The following is a 23,350-nucleotide window of genomic DNA, read 5'->3' as shown; positions in this document are numbered from 1 at the left end:
ATCTTACTTGTGATTGACCAAGAGAAATCTTCGGCCTAACGCACCCTACTACTACGTACAGGCTACCTTCTTACTCATTACTCGTTACTCATTACTTCAAAACTCATCATGTTGGGTTATCTTCCTGCCCAACCTACTACCGTTATAATGTATTGATTTCTTCCTTGACAATTATCTAGTCATTAAGTTATGATATTCGTAGGGGGGAGTTCGCCCCTTGTGTAGTATTTAACAAGTATTAAACGAATAAGTAAGGGAGGGGGAAGGGAAATTTAGAGAAAAATCCTCTTGACTTAAACAGCTCTTTTCTGATCGGATGGGTTTTAAGATAATGGGAGTGTGCCCATAAAGTAGTATATAATAAGTATAATATAGTAAATAGTGTACGTTAACTATCTAGTATTGAGAAGAAATGGGCAGAAGGAATGAAATAGCCGTATTTTACGCAAATTTATGAGATAAAATGGGTTAAATGTTCTTTATTATATTTTTAGCTAATTCTTACTAATCCTGCCTCTCTTGCCTAAGATTGCCTTTTTCAAAGAACAAGTAGAAATTTTTGGGGAAGTATTGGTAGGCGGCAAGAGTTAGCAATAAAAGCAAGAGAAAAATAGCTAAGATAAAATTAAAGGTATAGGTAGATGCGGCGGGGTAATATTAATGAATTCCTTAATTACAGAAAAAAAACAAATTCAGATACGTTCTTTACAATATCGAGATATAGAAGCAGTTCATAACTTAGGGATAGATTTAAATAGAGTAAAACAGTGGTATGGAGTATTAAAGCTATTAAAGCTATTTCCGAATCCTTTTAAATATCTATTGTGCATATATGTAGCTTGTTATAAGAACAAATGTTTAGGAGGGATTCAGGTATCGCCATTTAACAATAGTAGAAGTACGTGGAAAGTAGAATCAGTATTAGTAGATAAAACGGTACTAACTCCAGAATTAGTAAGTGGGAGAAATAGTATTGGTTCTCAACTACTGAGACATTGTTTTGAAACGATTTGGGAAGCAAGAACCTGGGTATTAGAAGTAGAGATAAATAATAAAACAAATTTAGCATTGTATCGTGAAAACGGATTTCAACCATTAGCACAAATGACCTATTGGTCACTAAAAGCAGAACAATTAGAGAAATTAGCACAAATTGAACCACAAATACCAAATTTACTGCCAGTAAGTAATGCAGAAGCTCAACTATTATATCAATTAGATACAGTTTCTATGCCACCGCTACTGAGACAAGTATTTGACCGCCATACTCAAGATTTTAAAAAACCATTAGTAAAAGGTTTAATTAGTAAAATTAAAATCTTATTCGCAAACAAAGAAATAACGTCAGCCTACGTGTTTGAACCGCAACGCAAAGCGGCGATCGCCTATTTTCAACTAGAAATGTGTACAGATGGAAGTCATCCTCACTTAGCCAAATTAACAGTTCATCCCGCATACACGTGGTTATATCCAGAATTGTTAGCGAAGATGGCAGCAGTGGTTCAAACCCTTCCGCCACAATCGTTACAACTTGCCTCAGCGGACTATCAATCCGAAAGAGAAGAATTTTTAGAAAAACTAGAAGCAGAACGAGTCAAAAATACCCTGTTAATGTCTCGTTCAGTTTGGCATAAACTCAGAGAATCGAAACCCTTAGAAGGATTGCAACTATCAGACGTATTAAAAGGACTACAACCAGCGCGTACACCTATACCTACCCGTATGACTTGGTCAGAATCTTTTCAATCGTGGTCAGAAAATAAATCTAGAGAGCAAAATAACCATCAATCAACTTCTGAACAGCATGATTTAGACAACCCAAATAGTTCCCAATAAAAAAAACCACGCTGTAAAAATATCAGCGTGGAAAAAACCTAGGCATTAACAACTACACCGCCATTAGGGTGAAGAACTTGCCCGGCAAAATAAGAGGAATCCTCAGAAGCCAAGAAGACGAAACTAGTAGCCACTTCTACAGGTTGACCGGGACGTTTCATGGTACTTGTTTACAGAATCCTTCAACCTCATGAGTGTACAAATTGCTATAATACTTCTATATTATTTTCGTTCACAACTTAAGATGAAACAAAAAATCTCAGCATTAGGTTTAGATATTGGCAAAAAAAGAATTGGTGTAGCTGGATGTGATGGTTTAGGATTAATTGCCACACCAATAACCACAATTAACCGTCAAAGTTTTAGTCAAGATGTAGCAAAGCTAAAAAAAATTATCAAAGAAAGAGAAGTATATATTTTAATAGTGGGTTTACCCTATTCAATGTCAGGAAATTTAGGCTTTCAAGCAGAGTATGTGCAAAATTTAGCAGAAAAGCTGAGGATTGCTTTAAATTTACCTATAGAATATATAGACGAACGTTTAACCTCTGTAGAAGCGGAAGGAAGACTAAAAACACAAAAACGCTATGTTAACAAAGATAAGGGAATAATAGATCGCTATGCTGCCGCCATTATTTTACAACAATGGTTAGATAGCAGGATAACTATTAACTAGGGGACCTCAAATCTTGGAGTTAAAAACGCCATTGTCTAGAACCAGAAAAAATATCAAAATTAGGCAATAACTTCAATTTAACCACAGAATTATCCCCATTCACCGATACAGTCTGATACTCTAACTTGAGACTCAAACCCCTAACTAACTGACGTGTAGCGGCAAAGCTAAAACCACTTCCCACGGAACCAAATCCATAGCCTACATCAAATTGCCAAAAGCCCCCTGTAAGTGCTTCGTGGGGAGAACGATAACGCCAACCAACTACAGCCAAATTGTCAAAATCATCAAGAAGATCATAGTATTCATAACTGGTAAATATCCAGTGACCATGACCTTGGTTAGCAGTATTGGAAAAATTATAACTTATTTCCCCTAACTTGCGTTGAGGTTGGTCTTGATAGACTAACTGAAAATGTCCTAGACGAGAAGTAAAAGTCCAAAGTAACTCATTAGCTTGATTAAGACGAGCCGTGGCGATCGCCCCAAAATCCTCATTAGTATACTTTAAGGCCATCTTACCTGTCCAGATATCTTGATAATAATGACCACTTAGAAATAAATCTAAGCCCGGAAAAGCTTCCCAGTTCAAACCCAGATAATGAGATTGGCGATTGGTTTCCCAGTTAAACTTTAAATCTGGTGTAGGTTGATAGATTAATTGGGAGTTAATTTTCCAGTCCTCATTTTCCTGGTCAGTTAATACAGATAGACTAATCTGCAAAGGAATACTAGTGGGTTGATAGAGTAACTCCCCTAAGCCACGAAACAACTCATTATATCCAAACTTCAAACCAAAAGTTAACTCTTCAGTTACTCCTAAACGATAAGAGATCCCCCCGTGCAAATCATTAATTTTTCCGAGAAAAGTTTCTTCTACGGACATTTCTTGATTAGTTCCGGCGGTAATCATCAAAGCTGAGGCTCCCGCAGGTAACTGATTCTCCATGGTTGCTAAGGCCAGATTTTCCACACTTGTTGGTTCTTCAGTTACTTCTCCTGACTCATAGAATCTCACTTGGTAGTGAGTAATTTTTCCCGCAACACTAGGAATTTGATCAAAGCGATAATTTCCCTCAGCATCTGCTGTGGTTGTGGCTAAAGCTTCTGTTTCCCCCTTTTTTACCAATTCTACTACTGTTGACGGTTTACTTTTCCCCACTATGGTTCTGCCAATTTCTTGTGCTTGCATTCTCTCATTGTCAATCACTTGATTACTGCTTACACTTGGTGTAAATCCCCAACGTTGGATAGTAGTAAAACCCCAAAATCTTCCCCGGTTGTCCCCTAACCAAGATTGAGGTTGTAACCCAATCAAGTAATCTGCTGATTCAGATTGATAATTATATTGTGCTTCTTGTAGATTAATTGTTTCTCTGTTTTCAGCATCGGCTTGATGAAGACGAACATACCATTCTCCTCCTAATATTTCCCCCCTTACTGCTATATTTTGGGGAGAGTTAGTATTAGGAGATATGGTCGCCGGGTCATTAAAAGGTTTAACCCCTTCTACTTCTATCTCTAATTCCGGTCTTTTATCTAAACTTACTCTATTTTCCTCTAGAGTTCGTTCCCTCAACGCTAACCACTGGGGAGTTAAGTTAATCCTATTTTCCTTTTCATTTAATTCACTCTCTATTTTTAATAACTCTTCTAACTTAGTTGGAGATACAACTAAACCCAATTGGGGGTCTATTTGTAAACTTTCTGTCGCAATTAGTATATTTTTTGCCGGAGAACGTAATTCAATTTTTAGATTATTCTCTCTCGGTATAACTTGCAAGTTTAAAGCTTGAGCAACTGAATCTAAGGGTAACAACCAATCTGAATATTCATTTTTTTCCTGGGATTGACTACGAACTAAAATAGTAGTCTTAGTAGATTTACCCATTACTGATAACTCTATCGGAAAAATATTTGATTGTTGGTCTATTTGGGATTGTTTTTCAGCTAAAGATCGAGCATAAACTGGTGAAACAACCAAACTAGAGACACTAAAAATGATTGCCCCAAGCCAAAACCGCAAGTTTCTGCACATATTTCGGCCGGACATATATAGGTGTGTAAGAAAGTTAAATAAATAACAATCCTATTATAGAACTTTTTCAGAAAAATTGATAACAAAATTTTTTATTAACTGATGTTAAGCAAAAATAGAATTAATTGTTGATTCAACTATGAATTCTGGGTTGAGGATAAAGATTAATTAAGATTTCGCTTTCAATAATTGCTAATTCCTCCAAACGTTTTTCTACTATTTGTTCCTCAAAATAATTTAGAGCTAAAAGCCAATAGATGCCATAATGGCGTGCTTCAGATACCATTAAACTCCGATAAAAGCGCCCTAAAGAGGGGTCAGGGCAAAACTGAGCTAGGAGACTCAATCTTTCGTGAGAACGAGCTTCAATTAAAGCAGCAACTAGGAGAGAATCTAGAAAACGCTCCGGCTCATGGCGACGAATTTGGGTTTTTAATTGTCCCGCGTATGGAGCTGGTTTCAAGGGAGCAAGGGGTATATTTAACTTTTGTAACCAGTGATTGACTTGAGCAAAGTGGTCTAGTTCTTCGGAGGCTATAGCCGTTAGTTTATGGACTAAATCAGTATAGGAGGGATAGCGAAACAAGAAGTTAAGGGCTACCCCTGCGGCTTTACGTTCACAATGGGAATGATCCAATAAAATAATCTCTAAATTAGCTACTGCTTGTTCTATCCATGCAGAAGAGGTAGCTTCTTTGATAATATTAATCTTAGGGGTTATTGATAACAAAATAATTTACGAACATATATTTACTGTGACATATATTATTATAAATTCTCTAGTTCCAAATAAAGGAGTTAAAAGCATTGAATTTAACACTCACAAAAACTAAGAACCAACGTCGCATCGTCATCGGTGATGTTCATGGTCAATATCAAGCTTTGATTAAATTACTCGAAGCGCTCAATCTCAGCGATTTAGATGAGGTTTATTTCCTTGGAGACTTAATAGATCGAGGTCCTGATAGCTCGAAAGTAGTAGATTTAGTTATTGATAACAACTATCACTGTCTATTAGGCAATCATGAAGACATGCTCTTAACCTCGGTCGGTAATGGCAAACTTGATCGTGATAACTTTCATGCCTGGTTATATAGTGGAGGTTATGCTACTTTAGAAAGCTATAAAAATAACATACCTCAAAAACATCTAGACTGGTTTAAACAATTGCCTCTATACTTCGACCTAGGGGAATTCTGGTTAGTACACGCAGGTATAGAGCCAAGTTTACCCATTGCTCAACAATCTAGCAATCAGTTTTGTTGGATTAGACGGGAGTTTCATGCCAGCAGCAAACCTTATTTTCCCAATAAATTAATTATTACTGGACATACAATTACTTTTACTTTTCCCGGTGTTAAACCAGGTCAAATTGCTAAAGGTGCAGGTTGGATTGGCATTGAAACGGGAGCTTATCACCCCAAAAGCGGTTGGCTGACAGCTTTAGACCTCGACAACGAAAAAGTTCATCAAATTAATACCTTAGAAGATTATGATAACTATCGCTGTCTACCTCTAAACGAGGCGATCGCTAATATTGATCTTAGTAAAATCATCTCCAAAAATACCAAACCCTAGAAACTTTCAAAGTATCGGTCTAATTGCTCTTTGATAGCTTGATTCATCTAAACCTGCCCCTTGATTTGCCCTTGCTGGATTAATCTGTTCTTCTAACGCTACAATTCTATCTGATGTAGCTGGATGAGTGCTTAAAATACTTGGCGCATTACTACTATACTGGAGCAATGTTTCCATAAAGTTAATCATTCCTATCGGCGCATAACCTACCGCCTTCATATTTTCTAACCCCAGTTGATCTGCTTCTAATTCGTCTTCCCTACTCCTTGGTAAATTAAAACCCACCTCTATTCCTAATTGTACCACTGTACTTTCTTCTAATCCCGCAGCTTGGGTTATCCCTTCTGCGATCGCTTGTTGTCTTAATCTCTGTACTCCATGACCTCCTGCTATATGTCCTATTTCATGAGCCATTACACTCGCTAATTCTGCCTCATTTCTTGCTGCTTTGATTAACCCTGTATTTATATATACATATCCCCCCATTGTCGCAAAGGCATTAATACTTTCATCTTCTACTACTTGAAATTTATAGGGAATATCATTCCTTGCGCTCTCTTTTGCTAATTTTTGTCCTATTTCGCTAATATAACGGTTAATTTGATTATTTTTTTCTAATCTTATTTCCCCGTTTGATAAAAGAGTTTCATTAATTCTCTCTCCCAACTCTACTTCCTGATCATCAGATAATTGCCATATCTGTATTACTTGAATCCCTTGACGAAGTATATCATACCAACGATTTCCATAGCTAGGTAATTGATAACTTACTGTTATTGACAAAGCTAGTCCCACCGATAGGCAGATATAAAGCCATTTACTTCGATAACATCTTAAATAATTATATAGTTCTCCTGTCAATTTTTTCATTTGGTCGCATTTAACTAGAACTTTTTCTATTTAAACAGACGCTATGTTCATTTGATTAGTTGCTTTTGTCTTTACCAAAAATTTTACTATTTTTTTATTTCAATTACTATCCATTGGTAGATACATCCGTAGATTATTTACCACTAAAGGTTAAATAACGATAAAAGTTAAATATATCGAATAATCCTCCCACAAAAGCAAAAGCTAGGCTAATTGTTATTATTCCCTGCCAAGGATAACCACTACCAAAAACCCTCAAAAAATTGATTATTTCGGTATAAATCATCGTTACTAACCAGTTACACCCTGGTAGATAACCGATTAACCCGAGAAAGCCTAGGAGCAAGCCGATAATTATCATTGGTAAACTAAAGGTAAGAGCTGTAGTTAATAACAAAGAAGGAATTAAACGTGAAATTAGATTAAACATCGAGTATCACCACGATTAGTTACATGATTTTAGCATAAGCAATATTTGTTCCCTTTTCTGGGAAACTCAACAATATTAAATAATTATTAAAACTACTATAACTATACCTTAAGTACTGTTAAGTTGATGTTAAGAATTATAAAGCAACTTCTAATATAGCGTTTTTAAGTTTACAGAGGTATAGAGGTTAACAGATTTATTCCTAAGGCTTAGTTAGTACAAAGATACTGGTGCTTTGAGGTGAGGAATAGGGAACATAGATGTTCAGACAAAAATTAATCTAAAATTAAGTTAAACTTTTGATGATAATCCATAAAGAGGAAATTATAGTCAAAGCATAAAGACTTGCTCTCAATCACCCTTGGGTAATGAAAAGTAGAGATCAATAGTTAATAAGCAAAAAAAATAATGGAGGAAATGTGAGTAGAATATTGGATAAGTTCAAAGACTTTGTAGGTCTCAATGAAAATTTAGAAGAGGGAGAAGAGTACGAATACATAGCAGAAGAACAGCCAAAGGAATCAGTAACTCAACAACCATCGGCAGAAAAAGTAACAGAGGTAAAAGAGGAGTATAATCCTTATCGAAGACGTTATCAGGAAACCCTAACAAAAGGAAGAGATACGGTGATTGGATCTAGTAGCACAAATAATGTAATTGGTATGCCAGGATTAACTCAAAACACATCAGAAGTGGTGGTAATTGAACCACATAGTTTTTCAGAAATATGTAAAGTCATCGATATCTTAAAGGAACGTCGTTCTGTGGTCTTAAACCTAAATGTTATAGACCCAGAAGAAGCCCAAAGAGCGGTAGATTTTGTAGCAGGTGGAACTTATGCAATAGACGGTCATCAAGAACGTATTGGAGAAAGTATTTTTCTGTTTACACCTAGTTGCGTAAAAGTAAGCACAATGAGCGGTATGGCCAAAGAAGTAGCGAAAACAGAACAACCTGAACCACCAAAAGTTGCTAACATAGATACTCATCCAACATTTGAACGTAAAACAACCTGGCCTAATTAACACTAGGTACAAAGTGTAGGTTGATTATAATATAAAACCAAAGTGGTGAACTCTTTAAATTTTGTCTAAATAGCAGTTTAGTTACTTAAAAATTAAAGAATCACCATTTTTTCATAGTAGATGTTAGATAAAAGATAAATAACCACAGATAAAAGTTATTAAGAGATTACTATGCTAAGTCCAAGTCGAAATTTAGTAGAAGAAAAAAGCATGGTACCAACCGTAGTAGTCGGAGTTGGTGGAACAGGTGCCGAAGTTATAGGAAGAATAAGACGTTTAATAGAAGAGACCTACGGAGAATTAAACAATTTTCCCATTATTAGCTTTTTATTGATAGATACAGATAAAGATTATCAAATTACTAACCCAGAAGCTAGTGGTAGTCAACTAAAAGACTATGAAAAATACTGGGCGCGAGTTAGTGGAACAGATGTAGAAGCAATTATTCAAGATTTAGATAACTACCCCTGGATTAACAGTTGGTTTCCCAATGAATTAGAAGGGAATATAACAGGATTGGAAGCAGGAGCAGGACAAATTAGAGCCTGTGGGAGATTTGCTTTTTTTTTCAATTATCACAAAATACAGAAAAAATTTGTCGAGGCCCTCAGAAGAGTAAAAGGCAAAGAAACTTATATGCAAAATAACTATGGCATAAAAGTTACTAACAACTCGGCAAACATCTTTGTAACCGGTTCCCTATCAGGAGGAACAGGCAGCGGAATGCTCATAGACCTAGGTTATGCCCTCCGTCACTGGCTAAAAGGCGAAGGGAGCGCCTTGACAACAGGAATTGTACCCACACCCCAAGCATTTGCAGCCATCGACGTGGGAGATCGCGTATTAGCTAATGGTTATGCAGCTATGATGGAATTAAGCTATTTTTCAGATGATCGCACCAACTATATAGCTCAATTTAGTAACAGTCTCAACGATGAAATTCGCTCCACCAAAGCTCCCTTTGACTTTACCTATTTAGTAGGGACGAAAAATGGCGAAAGCGATTTTAAACTCGACGAAATTAGAGAAATGATCGCCCAAAATATCTTCTTGGATATGACCTCTGATTTTGCCCCTCATAAACGCTCAATTAGAGATAATATCAAAAGTTCCTGGGCAGAAAAAGACCCCGGAGGACGTGGTTATTCTAAACAATTTATGAGCTTCGGTTTATCTAGTATTGAAATACCTGTAGCCCATATTCGGACCTCCCTTTCCTATCGTCTCGCCCAAAACTTCGTTAATTGGTGGCTTAACGATGAAGCGATTCTCCCCCCCCAAATCTACGAGTTAGTCCGCGACAGTTATCTTAAACCCGCAAGGCTTACTCCTAATGAACTCCTCGCTGATTTAGCCTCCGCCGAAGAAGGTTCTTACTTAGAAGTTATTTACCAATGGGTAAACCAAATTCGTCAAGAAATAGAACAGCAAAACTGGTTAGAATGTACCCACAAAGGTGCTAATATGTTCGGCAGCGAAAAAGGGAAAATTCTACGCTTTGTAGATGAATATCTTCGACCTAAAGTTAATGGTTATCGTGCTGATCATTTTCGCGAATTAAGCCCAGATGAACGCCTCCACGGCGACTACTTTCAAAAAATTTATAGTAATCGCGATCGCGCCATTAAACAGGGTCAAGAAAGTTTGGAAACAGAATTTTACTCCATTCTCGAAGACCGTACCCGAGGCCCGAAATACGCAGACAGCTTTATTGTAATTGTGCGTCAACTATTCGACGACGCCAAGGAAAAATTTCGCCGGGATCAAGAAAAAGTCTGGACAGCTAATGAAAATAATCGTATAAGTCAATACGAAGGCGCAATCAAGGAGATGAATGAGTTAAAAGATAAATTTGCTCTCTCTAAACCTGATAAAATGGACCAATACTGCCAACAAGCTCTCCAAGGTTTAGAAGGCAGTTTAATCGCTACTATTCAACGTAAAACCAGAGCAGTAGCTGTGCAGGTTATAGAAGCATTGCAAGCACATCTCAACAGGCTCGAAAGTCGCTTCCAAAGTTGGCAACAACGATTAATCTTAGCCAGAGATATATTTAGTCAACAAAGCAGTTACAAAGCAGACAGCGCCAATGCTTTGAAGATTAATGGGATAAAACTATACGACCGCCAAGAACTAAACCTACTCTATGACGACTTTTTAGAACGATTAGCAGGAGAAACCAGTACAAGTAATAAAAATTTGACTGATGTAGGGTTAGACAAAGTTTGTAGTAATATCTCTAGTCAGGTTCTGGCTAAAGCAAGCCCCCTGTGGAAAGAAGAACGCCGCGCTGATGAAATTATGCGTCTTTTAGATATTACGAGTATTTCAGAAGTTCAAGAAGAAGACTTGAGAAAAATTATCTTGACCGAATGCAAAAATACCATCTACAAAGCACCAGAAAATAGCCGCATCAAAACAGAATTAGCAGCGTGCGATCGCCTTTTGAAAACCTATAACGATGAGCAAACTATTACTAATAACATTCGCATCGCCTACAATAGGTCTAAACCCTTACTTATCCTAAGTAGCGCCGTAATGCAAGGAGAAGATGCAGGCTTTAGCGAAGCAAAAAACCAAAATATAGCTATTCTAGGCGGGAAAAATACCCCAAATCCCGCAGCCCAAAAAATTCTGCCTAAACTGCAACAATTTATCCAAAATGAAGATAATATTAAACCCTTGGGAGAACCAGAACGCCATCGCATTATCTTTGTTCAAGAAATAGGTGGCTTCTCTCTCCGTTGTATCGAAGGTATGCGTCAACTGCGACAATCCTATCTTACCTGGAAAGGCAACTATATTCAAGCAAAAAGAGATCGACAAGCAGGCAAAAGTCGGGATTTACCAATACCAGTTCATCTGCAAAAAGAACCACCATTTTGGGATATATTTCCCGAAGATGAATCAATCTTTAATCTGGTTATCCAGGCTAGGGCTTTAAATGTACTGACATACCAAACAAATCAGAAAACCAAAGAAAATTTGATTCGCTATACTCGTCAAACCGTAATAGGTGCAGAAAATGTAGACTTAGCCGCCACCTGGGAAGAAGTTGTGTCAGTTTTACAAATAAAAGTCTGTAGAAGCGATCGCGAAGAAGTTGAACAACAAGTCAACCAACAGATTAATTCCTGTGAAACTGACTCACAAAAACAACGACTCTACGAAAAATTACTCAAATACCTAGAACAAAGAGGGATGGAATTACTTAAAGCCAAAAAAGGCGGTAAAGATGCCCCAGAATATAAACGAGAAGCTAAAATCATTCAAAATCTCATCGAAAGCCAGAAACTCAACGTTACTACCATTACTTCCCTATCTAAAGACCAATCTTATCAAGAAACAGTTAATGATAAACTAGACAAACCAGCTCAGGTTTTCTGCAACCAATGTGGTAAAAAAAATCCCCCTAAGTCTAAATTTTGCTCCGCTTGCGGTCATAAACTGGTATTGTAAAGTTTAACCATGGAAAATAAACAGCGCACCTTTGTTTTTCAAATTCCCGTAGATTTACTAGATAGTTACTCCCAATGGTTGTTAGATAATCGTATTCAAGCTAACTTAGGTACTCATGTGGTTACCCTAAACGCGGAAATGGCTATGTTAGCAACTCGCAACCCTCAATTAGCTGAAATTATTCATAAAAGCGAATTAGTAATCCCTGATGGTGCTGGGGTAATTATTTATTTAGCTTTACGAGGGTATCAACAACAACGTTGTCCTGGAATAGAATTGGCATCTTCTCTCATAACTTGGTGGGGAGAAATGTCCTATCCCGACAAAATCGTCTTCTATGGAGGCCAACCCGGTGTTAGCACCAAAGCGGCCCAACTGTGGACTACTAAGTATCCTCAACTCAAGATTATTACTAATCATGGCTATCTTGAACCTGAATCCCTCACCCAATGGCAAACAACTCTCAAAATAGAACAACCTAAACTTATCTTAGTGGGTTTAGGTGTGCCCCGACAAGAATTTTGGATCCAATCAAATCGTCATCTTTGCCCCGAAGCTACCTGGATAGGTATAGGCGGTAGTTTTGATATTTGGGCAGGAAACAAAGAACGAGCACCAACTTGGTTACGAGAAAATAATTTAGAATGGTTGTATAGACTTTATCAAGAACCTTGGCGCTGGCGACGAATGTTAGTCCTGCCTCAGTTTCTCCTAAAAGCTTTATGGTTTGACTCGGAGTAAATTAACAAAAGTAGCAAGAGAATACCCTCTATCAAATAAGATGTTACCAAGAGAAGATATCTTAAAAACAGTAGAAAATCGCGACGAAATCGCCCGAATTTTAGACCAAGCTGAACAGGCTTTGAAAACCTGGAGTGTAGTACAAACAGATTTTTTAGGCCCCGCTCTCTTGGTGGAAGCTTTGCCGCTATTTACAAATTTAACTGAATTGCATTGTTGGGCTTGGGGAGGTTACCCACAAGCAGAACGTCAACGCCTCGGTATAGCTAGAAGTGATATATTTTTAGATAATCAGGCAGTGGAATTAGCAGCCTTAGAAATTAGTGGTAACTTCTTGTTTGATACGGCTACCCATCGGGATTTCCTCGGGGCTATCTTGGGTATAGGCATTGTGAGAGAAAAAGTAGGGGATATTATTATTTTAGGGGAAAGAGGAGCTCAAGTGATTGTTACACCCCCTATGGTCGAGTTTATCTCTATGAGTCTATCTCAAGTACGCTCAGTGCCAGTGGAAATTCAACCAATCTCTCTAGATGAATTGAAAATTCGCCCCCCGAAAACTAAAGAAATAACCACAGTAGAAGCTTCTTTGCGTCTAGATGCGATCGCCTCAGCAGGTTTTGGGATGTCTCGTAGTAAAATGGCAGAGGCAATTAATAGCGGTGATGTGAGAGTAAACTGGAAAGAAATCAAGACCCCAAGTTATCTCCTAGCATCTGAAGATTTAATTTCTCTGGGTGGCAAAGGGAGATTAAAAGTAGGTGAAATTGCTATTACAAAAAAACAAAGATATAGAGTACAACTAACTCGCTACATTTAAAAAAATCCTCTCATAATCAAAAAAGTTAAATTAATATGAATGTTAGTTCCAAGTTCATTGAGGGAACTATTATAATTGAGAGAAAGTTAAGCAGATTAAGCATTTGTAAGTATTTAGCGAATTAAAGTATCAGCACAAAAGATTACACAATCAAGAGAAAAAACCAGAGCTAGATTGTCATAAAAGGAAAAATTAGGATATATTATATGACTCAATTATCACCCAAGCAACCATCGCCAAACCCTAAAGACCAAGATAATCAAAGTATTGAATCTATAATAACTACCGAAAACCAAACGAGTGAAGAGATAATATCTTTAGAAGGGGGGGGAGATTATATTCCTCCCGATAATAATCAACAGACCCCATCTCCTAGAATAAAAACATGGTGGGAAAAACTTAGTCTAAAAGACAGAGCGAGAATAGCAGCTATAAGCCTAGGGGTAATACCAGTGCTGATAGTGGGAGGTGTGGCTTGGTTTTTAACTTATAAACAAGGAAAAGATAGAATTATAGAAGCCCAGGTAACGGCGGTAGAAAATGCCAATGATCAAGTAGAATTATTTGTAGGCGATCGCCTCAAAGATATGATAGCAATATCTCAAATTGATGTATTTAGCGCTCCTGATTTGCGCACCACAATCCCAAGAGAAGCAAAAAATAGTACATTAGATACCTATAGCAAGACTTATCCTTACTACGAAAAGTTAGTATTTATGGGAATAAACGGCGAGGTACTAGCTATTTCAGGAGAAGAACTTGAAGAAACAGAAAGAAATTTTTTTGAAAAAGTGAAAAGAAGAAGTGAACCGCTAATCAGTCAACCTCAATACAGTCAGCAAGATAAAACCTATTATGTCTATATTTCAGCACCTATTATCGACAAAAATAGTGGTGAAATTGTCGGACTAATTGGCGCTAGTATGTCTACACAAGTATTGTCTGAACTGTTAGTTAAATACCAACTAGAAGAACAAAAATACTTTTTAGTAGACGGAAGTAACGAAATTACTAGCTCTAACATAGAAACAAGCATTAAGCAGGGGTTAGAAACAACATTGCCTCGACTAAGTAATCAAGAAGAAAAATCCTACGCCTTCGATTACCTAGGAGGAGAACAGCATATAGCAGCAATTACTCCATCAAAAAAACTAAGGGAATACGACCTAAACTGGAAAACAGTTTTAGCTAGACCAACACAGGCGGTAACAGCAGGGAGCAATTTAGGACTCCCGATAATATTAACGACCCTGATAGCAGCAGCAGTCGCCGCTTTACTAGCAAAAATGTTAGCAGATAAAATTACCGAACCATTAATGAAAGCAATTACCGCAGCTAATCGAATCAACCAAGGAGATTTAGAAACGGACATTTCTGCAACAGGGACAGACGAAATAAGTCAGTTACAGAATCAAATGAATGCCATCAGGGTCAACCTACACAAAATAAAAAGACAACAACAATTAGCAGAAATACAAGCATCAGAACTGAAAAATATAACCCAACAAATTAGCCTAGCGATGAGTCGTAAACAGCTATTTGAAACTGTAACTAAAAAAATTCGCTCCAGTCTTCAAACAGACAGGGTAATTATCTACCTCTTCGACGAAACCTGGGCAGGAAAAGTAGTAGCAGAATCAGTAGGTCCAGGTTGGCCAAAAGCCCTAGGTGCAACCATAGCAGACCCATGTTTTGCAGAAGAATATGTGGAAAGATATAAAAAAGGAAGGGTACAGGCCACAAATGATATATACAGCGCAGGCTTAACAGACTGTTACCTGCAACAACTTGAACCATTTGCTGTAAGAGCTAATTTAGTAGCCCCAATTATTTACCAAGAGCAATTACTAGGACTGCTTATTGCCCATCAATGTTCTGATATCAGACACTGGGAAAAAGTAGAAAAAGACTTCTTTAGTCAGATTGCGGCCCAAGTTGGTGTAGCTTTAGAAAGGGTAGAATTGCTACAGGAACAAGAACTTAGCTTGAAACTAGCAGAACAGTTGAAAAATCTAACCCTGAAACTAGCAGGAACCTTTGATAGTGAAACAATCTTCGATAACGTAACCACAGAAATTAGAAACATACTGAAAACAGACCGGGTAATTATCTATAGCTTCGATGAAACTTGGCAAGGTACAATTGTAGCAGAATCAGTAAAAAGTGAATGGCCTCGGGCTTTAGGTTCCACAATAGCAGACCCCTGCTTCGCTGAAAGATATGTGGAAAAATATCAACAAGGAAGAGTAAAAGCCACAGAGGATATTTATAACGCAGGCTTGACAGAATGTCACATAAAACAGCTTAGTCCCTTTGCAGTTCGTGCCAACATAGTCGCCCCTATTTTAATAAAAGGCAAACTCACAGGTTTACTCATCTCCCATCAATGTTCTGATACTAGACACTGGGAACCAGGAGAAATAGCCTTCTTTGGCCAAGTATCCACTCAGGTAGGTTTAGCTTTAGAGAGGGTAGAACTAATCGAAGGACAAAAAATCGCTGAAGCAGAACAACGAGCCGCAAGAGAACAATTACAACAACGAGCTTTAGAACTACTGATGGAAGTAGACCCAGTAAGCCAAGGGGATTTAACTATTCGTGCTAGTGTAACCGCAGATGAAATTGGGACTATTGCCGATTCTTACAACGCCACAATCGAAAGTTTGCGACGTATCGTTACTCAGGTACTCAGGGCCAGTAAACAAGTGGCAGATACAACCGGAACGAATGAAACCTCTGTGCAAATGCTTTCAGCAGAAGCAATGGAACAAGCTCATAATATTAGTGCGGCTTTAGATAAAATTAAAGCCATGACTCAATCAATCAAAGCAGTAGCAAGTAACGCAGAAGAAGCAGAACTAGCAGTAAAACAAGCTAACCAAAGTGTAGAACTCGGCGACGACGCTATGAACCGTACAGTAGACGGGATTATGACTATCCGGGAAACTGTAGCAGAAACAGGGAAAAAAGTTAAGCGTTTAGGAGAATCAACCCAAAGAATTTCTAAAGTAGTTAACCTGATTAGTAGCTTCGCCGAACAAACAAACCTTCTCGCTCTGAACGCATCAATTGAGGCAGCCCACGCCGGAGAAGAAGGACGTGGTTTTGCAGTGGTAGCAGAAGAGGTACGTTCTCTAGCTCAACAATCAGCTCAAGCAACAGCAGAAATCGCCGCCACCGTAGCAGAAATTCAAGCAGAAACCAATGAAGTAGTCTCAGCCATGGAGGCAGGGACAGAACAAGTAGTTACTGGGACTAAATTAGTAGAAGAAACTCGGACTAACTTAAACCAAATTACAGCAGCTTCGGCGAAAATCAGTCAGTTAGTTACCGAAATTACTAAAACGGCCCTAGAACAAGCAAAAACAAGTGAAAATGTCAGTGAAACTATGACAGAAGTAGCAGTTACTTCTAATAAAACCTCTCTAACAGCGACAGAAGTGTCTGATTCCTTTAAACAATTACTAGCGGTAGCTAAAGAGCTACAAGAAAGTGTCGGAAAATTCAAAGTTCAATAACAGTTGCCTTATTAAAACTAAGCACCAGAACTTTATCTAGTTAATAAAAGACAAAATTACTATGACTCAGACTTCTCCTAATCCCACTACCCAAAACCCAAAACCAGATAATTTAACAGGAAATATCCCAACTCAATCTGACTACTGGAAAACTGAAACAGAAAACGTTACCCCAGATTTAGCTCCTATCCCCCCTACCGTTAGTAAAAACTGGTTTGATAATATCTCCATTAACAGTAAACAGTTATATGGGGCTTTCCTACCAGCTTTGATTTCTCTAGTTGGTTTAGGAGGAGTAAGTATATGGTTACTCCAAGCCAATAGTCAAAAACAACTAGAAGAACAAGTTCGTTCTGAATTAGAGTTAATTAGTACAGTAAATCCAGAACAAATAAATCAGATAAATACAGAAGGATATACGAGGGTTTATGAACCGGAAAACCTCGAAGAATTAGATAGTGAGTTGAGTCAGCTTCTCTCTGAAGCATCATCAGACAAGATTGTGACAGGAGAAGCCGAATTAGAGGGTAGAAGATACAAAATAGCAGCTAAATCACTACCAAATCAACAAATATTGGTAAGAGGAAGGGAAAAAAATCCTCTAAACTTTCACAGAGGAATCTTGACAGCCACAGGATTAGGGATTTTGCTGAACCTCTTAGGGGCAATCTTACTGAATAAAAGCATAACAAAAAGGATAAATCACCTATTAACTAAAGCTCAACATCTGAGTCAAGGAGAAGAAAGAGGAGAAGAATATAAACAAGGGATTCCAGGTCAAGATGAAATTGGAGAAATAGCAAGTAACCTAAATTATTTAGCCGCCCAAAAACAACAACAAACTCAAAACCTCATCAAAGAAACAGAACAAATTCTCATCTTAGCTGATATAGCAGCCAACCAAAATCTAGACGAAACCGGATTATCACAATGGTTGACAAATAAACTAGAAGCAGCTAGAGAAGCAATGGGATTAGACCGTCTCTTAATTTACCACATCAACAAACAAGGTAGCGGTCATATTGTTTTAGAAGCTTTAGCCTACGGACTTGAAAGCTCTTTAGAAGCGTCTATAGATGATAAATGTATTCCTCAATCTCTCCTAGATGCCTACACACAAGGTCGAGTAGTGCCAATCAAAGACACTAGCAAAGCCAATTTTCATCCAGACCACTTTAACCTGATGGTACGCCTAGGAGTAAAAGCTAACTTAATTGTACCAGTAATGACTCAGGGTAAACTATTTGGTCTCCTAATTGGCCATAATTGTCAAAAACCCCATAACTGGACTCAAAAAGAAATTAATTTTCAAAAACAACTATCAACTCAAATCGGCACAGCCTTAGACCGTCTGGCGATTCGGAACCAAGAAATAAAAGAAACGAATCTATCCCAAAAAATGCAAAAAATTCTCATCCAAGTAGCTAGTGTCACAGACAGCGAACAAATATTTAAACAAACTTTAACAGATATTCGCTCCGCTTTAGGTACAGATAGAGTGATAATTTATAGCTTTGATGAAACCTGGAAAGGCACTATCATCGCCGAATCAGTAGCCGACGAATTTCCTGTAGCTTTAGGCGCTCAAATCGCGGATCCCTGCTTCGCTGAAAACTATGTGGAAAGATATAAACAAGGGAGAGTTCAAGCCACACCAGATATCTATAACGCTGGATTAACCAATTGTCACATACAACAACTAGCACCCTTCAAAGTGAGAGCCAATATGGTGGCTCCAATAATAGTGCAAAAGAAACTAATGGGATTACTGATAACCCATCAATGTGATGGCCCCAGAAATTGGGAACAGCGAGAAATTGACTGGTTTAGTCAGTTATCTAATCAAATAGGTTTAGCAATAGAACGTTCTAGCCTCCTAGCTAAACAGCAACAATCAGCAGAAATAGAGCGTCAAGAAAAAGAAAAACTCCAACAAAGAGCATTACAGTTGATGATGGATTTTTATCCGGCTAGTCAAGGAGACTTAACTGTACAAGCTGATGTAACCTCTGACGAAATTGGTACTATTGCTGATTCCTATAACAGCATGATTGAAAGTATGCGTCAAACTATTACGATAGTAAGGGGTATAGCTGAACAAGTGATTGACCAAGCTCAAAATAATCAGAATTTAATCACACAACTGTCAAATAATGAACAAGAAAAAAGTCAGAATCTGTTAGAATCCCTGCAACGGCTACAAGCTGTGAACGAAACTATCAAAAATATGGCCCAAAATGCTGAACAAGCAGAGGTAGCAATTGCCGAGGCAACTCAAATGATAGAAACAGGAGAACAAACCCTGAATAATACTCTACAAGGAATGTTGAGTATTCAAGATACTGTGAAAAATAGAACAGAAAAAGTTATTAAACTAGAGGATTCTAGTCAAAAAGTTTCTAAAGTTACCCAACTAATTGGGAAATTTGCCGCTCAAACTCATCTGTTGGCTTTGAAAGCCTCAATAGAAGCCGCAAGAGCCGGAGAAGAAGGCAGAGGCTTCGCAGTAATCGCAGATGAGGTAAGAGATTTGGCATCTCAGTCAGCAGAAGCAACCGCAGATATCGAAAGTTTAGTCAGCGATATTCAAAGAGAAACTAGAGAACTAATGGGATTTATGGAAGATGAACAAGCACAAATTACCAGCGAAACTACTTCCGTAGAAACTAGTCGCGATTGTCTTAGCGAAATTACTGCCATCACCGCTAAAATTAATCAATTGGTGGTGGAAATAGCCAAAAATGCCGGAGAAGAAAGGCAAAATAACGATGAAATTCAGAAAAACATGGAAAGATTTACAGTTAATAGTGAGAAAAATGTAGAATCTCTGGAAGCATCTCTCAGTTATTTCCAAAATATCCTAAAATTAGCCCAAAAATTACAAAAAGATACTTCTAAGTTTAAAATATAATCATTAAAAGATAATATCATGAATCCCCATATTAATGGCTCAGCTTATCAATTTTTTCTAGAGGAAATACCTGAACTCCTACAAATTATGGAAACAGGTATTTTGACAATTAGATACGAAAGAACTACGGCTAAAGTTCACGAAATTATGCGTGCCGCTCACTCAATCAAAGGCGGCGCCGCTAGTGTAAATTTAGAAGGAATTAAAGAAATTGCTCATGGTCTAGAAGATTATCTCAAAGCTCTCTATAGTGAGGAGGTAATTATTGATGAAGAATTAGAAAGTCTTCTGCTTCAGGGATATGATACTCTCCGCTTACCTTTGTTGGAAGCAATAGATAATGCGCCCATAGATGAAGAACAAGCTTTAGCTACCGCTAAGCCAATATTTGCTCAAATAGAAGCTAAATTGGGTCCAGCTCTTTCTAGTATCGACGATTATATACCAAGTTCTAGTGACTTGGGGATTGATATCGTTGATTCAATATTTCAAGTAGATGTAGCAGAAATAATTTCTACCCTCGATAGTTGGAGTATTAATCCACCCGCTGATTTAGAAGCAGAATTACAATCTCAAATAGAAATATTTGCAGGGTTTGGGGAATTGTTAAATTTACCAGGAGTAAAAGAAATTGCCCAGACGGCAACCGCAGCACTTCAGTTAAATCCAGAACATATCAGCACCATCATTAGGTATTTTCGTCACGATGTAAATTCAAGTCGAGATCAAATATTGACAGGAGATCGTATATCAGGGGGTGAAGTATCCCCAAGTCTCAAGGCTTTGAGTCAAGCAAAACAAGAACCAATGGTAAATAATTCCTATAATCAAAATGTTAACATCTATGATGAATCTTATCAATTCTTTATAGAGGAAGCAGACGAGTTATTGGATAATATTGAACATGGGATTCTTAGTCTCAAAGAAGAAAAATCTACTAACAAAGTTCACGAAATAGTTCGCGCCGCCCACTCTATAAAAGGTGGCGCGGCTATGGTGAATTTAAACACCATTAGAGAGATAGCCTATAGTTTAGAAAATTATTTTAAAGCCCTCCACAGTAAAGATGTAGTTATTGATACAGAATTAGAAAATTTATTACTACAAGGATACGATTGTCTGCGCAGACCGATACAAGAACAAATAGAAACAGGAAATCATGATGTAGAAGAAGCTATAGCCAGAGTAAAACCAAGATTTGAGCAGATAGAAGCTAAATTAGGAGAAGCTTTGACAAATATAGATGATTATGTACCAAGTTCTCAGGATTTGGGCATAGATATAGCATCATCAATATTTGAAGTAGATGTAGCAGAACTAATTGAGAGTATCGATGAATTAAAGTTAGATACATCAAATAGTAATCGAAAAGCAGCGTTAGAAGAGAAAATAGAGATATACTCATCCTTTGGAGAATTGCTAGATTTACCAGGCGTAAGAGCGATCGCCCAGGGAGCAACAAAAGCCTTAGCAACTAATCCAGATAAAATTGACCAAATAATAGAAGCTTTTAGAGAGAATGTAAGCAGTAGCCGCAAACAAATTCTAGAAGGAGACCGCGCCTCAGGGGGTGAAGTATCAGCAGCTTTAGCGGCCTTAGGAGAGAGTGTAAGTGAAAGAATAACAAATATAGAGACAAGTAGTCAATCTTATCAATTCTTTATAGAGGAAGCAGAAGAACTATTAATAATTATCGAAAATGGTATTCTGAGTCTAAAAGAAGACAAGTCTACCAATAGAATTCACGAAATCATGCGTGCAGCCCACTCCATAAAAGGCAACGCCGCTAGTGTAAACTTAGAGGCAATAAAAGAAATTGCTCACAATCTAGAAGATTACTTTAAAGCTTTATATAGTGAGAGTGTAGTGATAGATGAAGAAATGGAAAGCCTATTACTACAAGGATACGATTGTCTGCGCATCCCTCTATCAGAACAAATAGCCACAGGAAGTTATAACCCAGAATTAGCCCTAAGAGAAGCGGAGTCAGTTTTTAAGGAAATTGAATCTAAACTAGGCAATGCACTACAAGAAACGGAAAACTATATACCCAGTTCTCAAGATTTAGGCATAGATATGGTGGCATCTATCTTTGAAGTAGATGTACAAGAAGAATTAACAAGATTAGAAGCAATAATAGATAGACCCCAGGATTACGAAGTAGCAGGAGAAGCAAGAGCTTTAATTGATGTGTTTGCAGGATTTGGGGAGTTACTTAATTTGCCAGGATTCGCCTCAATAGCTAATGTAGCATTAGAAGCACTCTCAAAAAATCCAGAACAAATATTAAGAATTTGTGAGTTAATGTTACAAGATTTTACAAAAAGTAGAAACCAAGTGTTAGCAGGCGATCGCACCTCTGGGGGAACACCGAGTCCTGAACTAGTATATCTCTCACAAGAGAACGTTATTACTAATGGGGATTTAGAGGAAACAACTACAGAGAAACATGCTTCCGTTGAAGATATATTTAACGAAGAACAAGATGAATCTAGTAGTTTGTTACTAGAAGACATTTTTAGTGAATACGAAGAAAACCACACAGCAAGTTCTTCTTTAGAAAATATTCTAGCCGCAGCAGAAACCGCGGCGCAAGAAGAAGAAATAACCTCAGACCTCCAGGATTTAGAAGAGTCAGAAACAACCTCAAATACTCGTGAACTTCAAGAATTGTTTATTAAAAAAGAAGACACAAGGGATTTAGAAGAGTCAGAAAAAACCACTATGACTCCCTATTTTGAAGAATTATTTGCTGAAGGTAATACCAACTCCACCTCTAGAGAAAACTTCAGAGATTTAGAGGAGTCAGAAAAAACCACTATGACTCCCTATTTTGAAGAATTATTTGCTGAAGGTAATACCAACTCCACCTCTAGAGAAAACATTAGAGATTTAGAGGAGTCAGAAAAAACCACACTTACTCCTAATTTTGAAGAATTATTTGCTGAAGGTAATACCCCCTTCACAGCGAGAGAAAACACCAGAGATTTAGAGGAGTCAGAAAAAACGACACTTACTCCTAATTTTGAAGAATTGTTTGGGGAAACTGATACCTCCTTGACTGGGGGGGAAAACACCAGAGATTTAGAGAAATTAGAAAAAACGACACTTACTTCTAATTTTGAAGAATTGTTTGGGGAAACTTATATCCCCTTCACCACAACAGAAGACAACTTTGACTTGACCTCTGACTTAGAAGAGTCATTAGAAGACTCAGAAAAAACTGAACATTCTATTCCCAATTTTGAAGAATTGTTTGGGGAAGTTGATACCCCATCCACCACAACAGAAGATACCTCTGACTTAACCACCGACGGAGAAGATTCAGTTACCGCTAGTGATATCCCCAGCTTAAACAACAAATTAAACCAAGAATTACAAGAAACTACAGATTCAGAAAAAACTGAACATTCTATTCCCAATTTTGAAGAATTGTTTGGGGAAGTTG

Annotated in this window: 15 protein-coding genes; 10 read left to right on the top strand and 5 right to left on the bottom strand. The window is 37.6% G+C overall.

Going from position 1 to position 23,350, the window contains the following annotated elements:
• Positions 1-660 precede the first annotated feature (660 nt).
• Positions 661-1,836 carry a GNAT family N-acetyltransferase gene (locus MW688_RS06825; protein ID WP_486735186.1) on the top strand — a complete coding sequence of 392 codons (1,176 nt, stop codon included), beginning with the start codon at positions 661-663 and terminating at the stop codon, positions 1,834-1,836.
• Positions 1,837-1,874: 38 nt separating this feature from the next.
• Here MW688_RS06825 and MW688_RS06820 read toward each other — a convergent pair whose 3' ends face one another.
• Positions 1,875-1,997: an SDR family oxidoreductase gene (locus MW688_RS06820; RefSeq protein ID WP_486735185.1), complete on the bottom strand. Its 123-nt coding sequence runs from the start codon at positions 1,995-1,997 to the stop codon at positions 1,875-1,877.
• Between the two features lie 83 nt (positions 1,998-2,080).
• On the opposite strand from MW688_RS06820, the gene ruvX reads away from it, so the two are divergent.
• A complete protein-coding gene (ruvX, locus tag MW688_RS06815) occupies positions 2,081-2,512 on the top strand; it encodes a Holliday junction resolvase RuvX (protein ID WP_486735184.1) in 432 nt (143 codons plus the stop codon).
• A 19-nt stretch (positions 2,513-2,531) separates the two neighbouring features.
• Here the strand turns inward: ruvX and MW688_RS06810 are convergent, their stop codons facing one another.
• Entirely contained in the window at positions 2,532-4,550 is a 2,019-nt protein-coding gene (locus MW688_RS06810) for a hypothetical protein (RefSeq protein WP_486735183.1), read from the bottom strand.
• Positions 4,551-4,683: 133 nt separating this feature from the next.
• Positions 4,684-5,283: a MiaE family protein gene (locus MW688_RS06805; RefSeq protein WP_486735188.1), complete on the bottom strand. Its 600-nt coding sequence runs from the start codon at positions 5,281-5,283 to the stop codon at positions 4,684-4,686.
• A 74-nt stretch (positions 5,284-5,357) separates the two neighbouring features.
• Here MW688_RS06805 and MW688_RS06800 point away from each other — a divergent pair, with 74 nt between their 5' ends.
• Positions 5,358-6,128: a metallophosphoesterase family protein gene (locus MW688_RS06800; RefSeq protein WP_486735182.1), complete on the top strand. Its 771-nt coding sequence runs from the start codon at positions 5,358-5,360 to the stop codon at positions 6,126-6,128.
• A gap of 6 nt (positions 6,129-6,134) precedes the next feature.
• On the opposite strand, the gene MW688_RS06795 is transcribed toward MW688_RS06800, so the two are convergent.
• Positions 6,135-6,998, bottom strand: a complete 864-nt coding sequence (locus tag MW688_RS06795; protein ID WP_486735181.1) for a M48 family metallopeptidase — start codon at positions 6,996-6,998, stop codon at positions 6,135-6,137.
• 133 nt (positions 6,999-7,131) lie between these two features.
• Positions 7,132-7,428 carry a hypothetical protein gene (locus MW688_RS06790; protein WP_486735180.1) on the bottom strand — a complete coding sequence of 99 codons (297 nt, stop codon included), beginning with the start codon at positions 7,426-7,428 and terminating at the stop codon, positions 7,132-7,134.
• A gap of 419 nt (positions 7,429-7,847) precedes the next feature.
• On the opposite strand from MW688_RS06790, the gene MW688_RS06785 reads away from it, so the two are divergent.
• The 7 genes from MW688_RS06785 to MW688_RS06755 form a co-directional block, all read left to right on the top strand.
• Positions 7,848-8,453 carry a cell division protein SepF gene (locus MW688_RS06785; protein WP_486735179.1) on the top strand — a complete coding sequence of 202 codons (606 nt, stop codon included), beginning with the start codon at positions 7,848-7,850 and terminating at the stop codon, positions 8,451-8,453.
• 171 nt (positions 8,454-8,624) lie between these two features.
• Positions 8,625-11,912 carry a tubulin-like doman-containing protein gene (locus MW688_RS06780; RefSeq protein WP_486735178.1) on the top strand — a complete coding sequence of 1,096 codons (3,288 nt, stop codon included), beginning with the start codon at positions 8,625-8,627 and terminating at the stop codon, positions 11,910-11,912.
• Positions 11,913-11,921: 9 nt separating this feature from the next.
• The gene (locus tag MW688_RS06775; protein WP_486735177.1) at positions 11,922-12,653 is read left to right on the top strand and encodes a WecB/TagA/CpsF family glycosyltransferase; all 732 of its coding nucleotides are present in this window, start codon (positions 11,922-11,924) and stop codon (positions 12,651-12,653) included.
• Positions 12,654-12,693: 40 nt separating this feature from the next.
• Positions 12,694-13,473 carry a photosystem II electron transport protein, Sll1252 family gene (locus tag MW688_RS06770; RefSeq protein ID WP_486735176.1) on the top strand — a complete coding sequence of 260 codons (780 nt, stop codon included), beginning with the start codon at positions 12,694-12,696 and terminating at the stop codon, positions 13,471-13,473.
• 206 nt (positions 13,474-13,679) lie between these two features.
• Positions 13,680-16,991 (top strand): methyl-accepting chemotaxis protein, encoded by a 3,312-nt coding sequence (locus tag MW688_RS06765; RefSeq protein WP_486735175.1) that lies wholly within the window; start codon positions 13,680-13,682, stop codon positions 16,989-16,991.
• A 61-nt stretch (positions 16,992-17,052) separates the two neighbouring features.
• Complete coding sequence (locus tag MW688_RS06760; RefSeq protein ID WP_486735174.1) at positions 17,053-19,902, top strand: methyl-accepting chemotaxis protein; 2,850 nt, start codon at positions 17,053-17,055, stop codon at positions 19,900-19,902.
• Positions 19,903-19,920: 18 nt separating this feature from the next.
• Positions 19,921-23,350 (top strand): Hpt domain-containing protein (locus MW688_RS06755; RefSeq protein ID WP_486735173.1); only part of this gene is annotated, 3,430 nt, incomplete at its 3' end.

The organism is Johannesbaptistia floridana (assembly GCF_057440575.1).
This window is presented reverse-complemented; position numbering and strand designations above follow the sequence as displayed.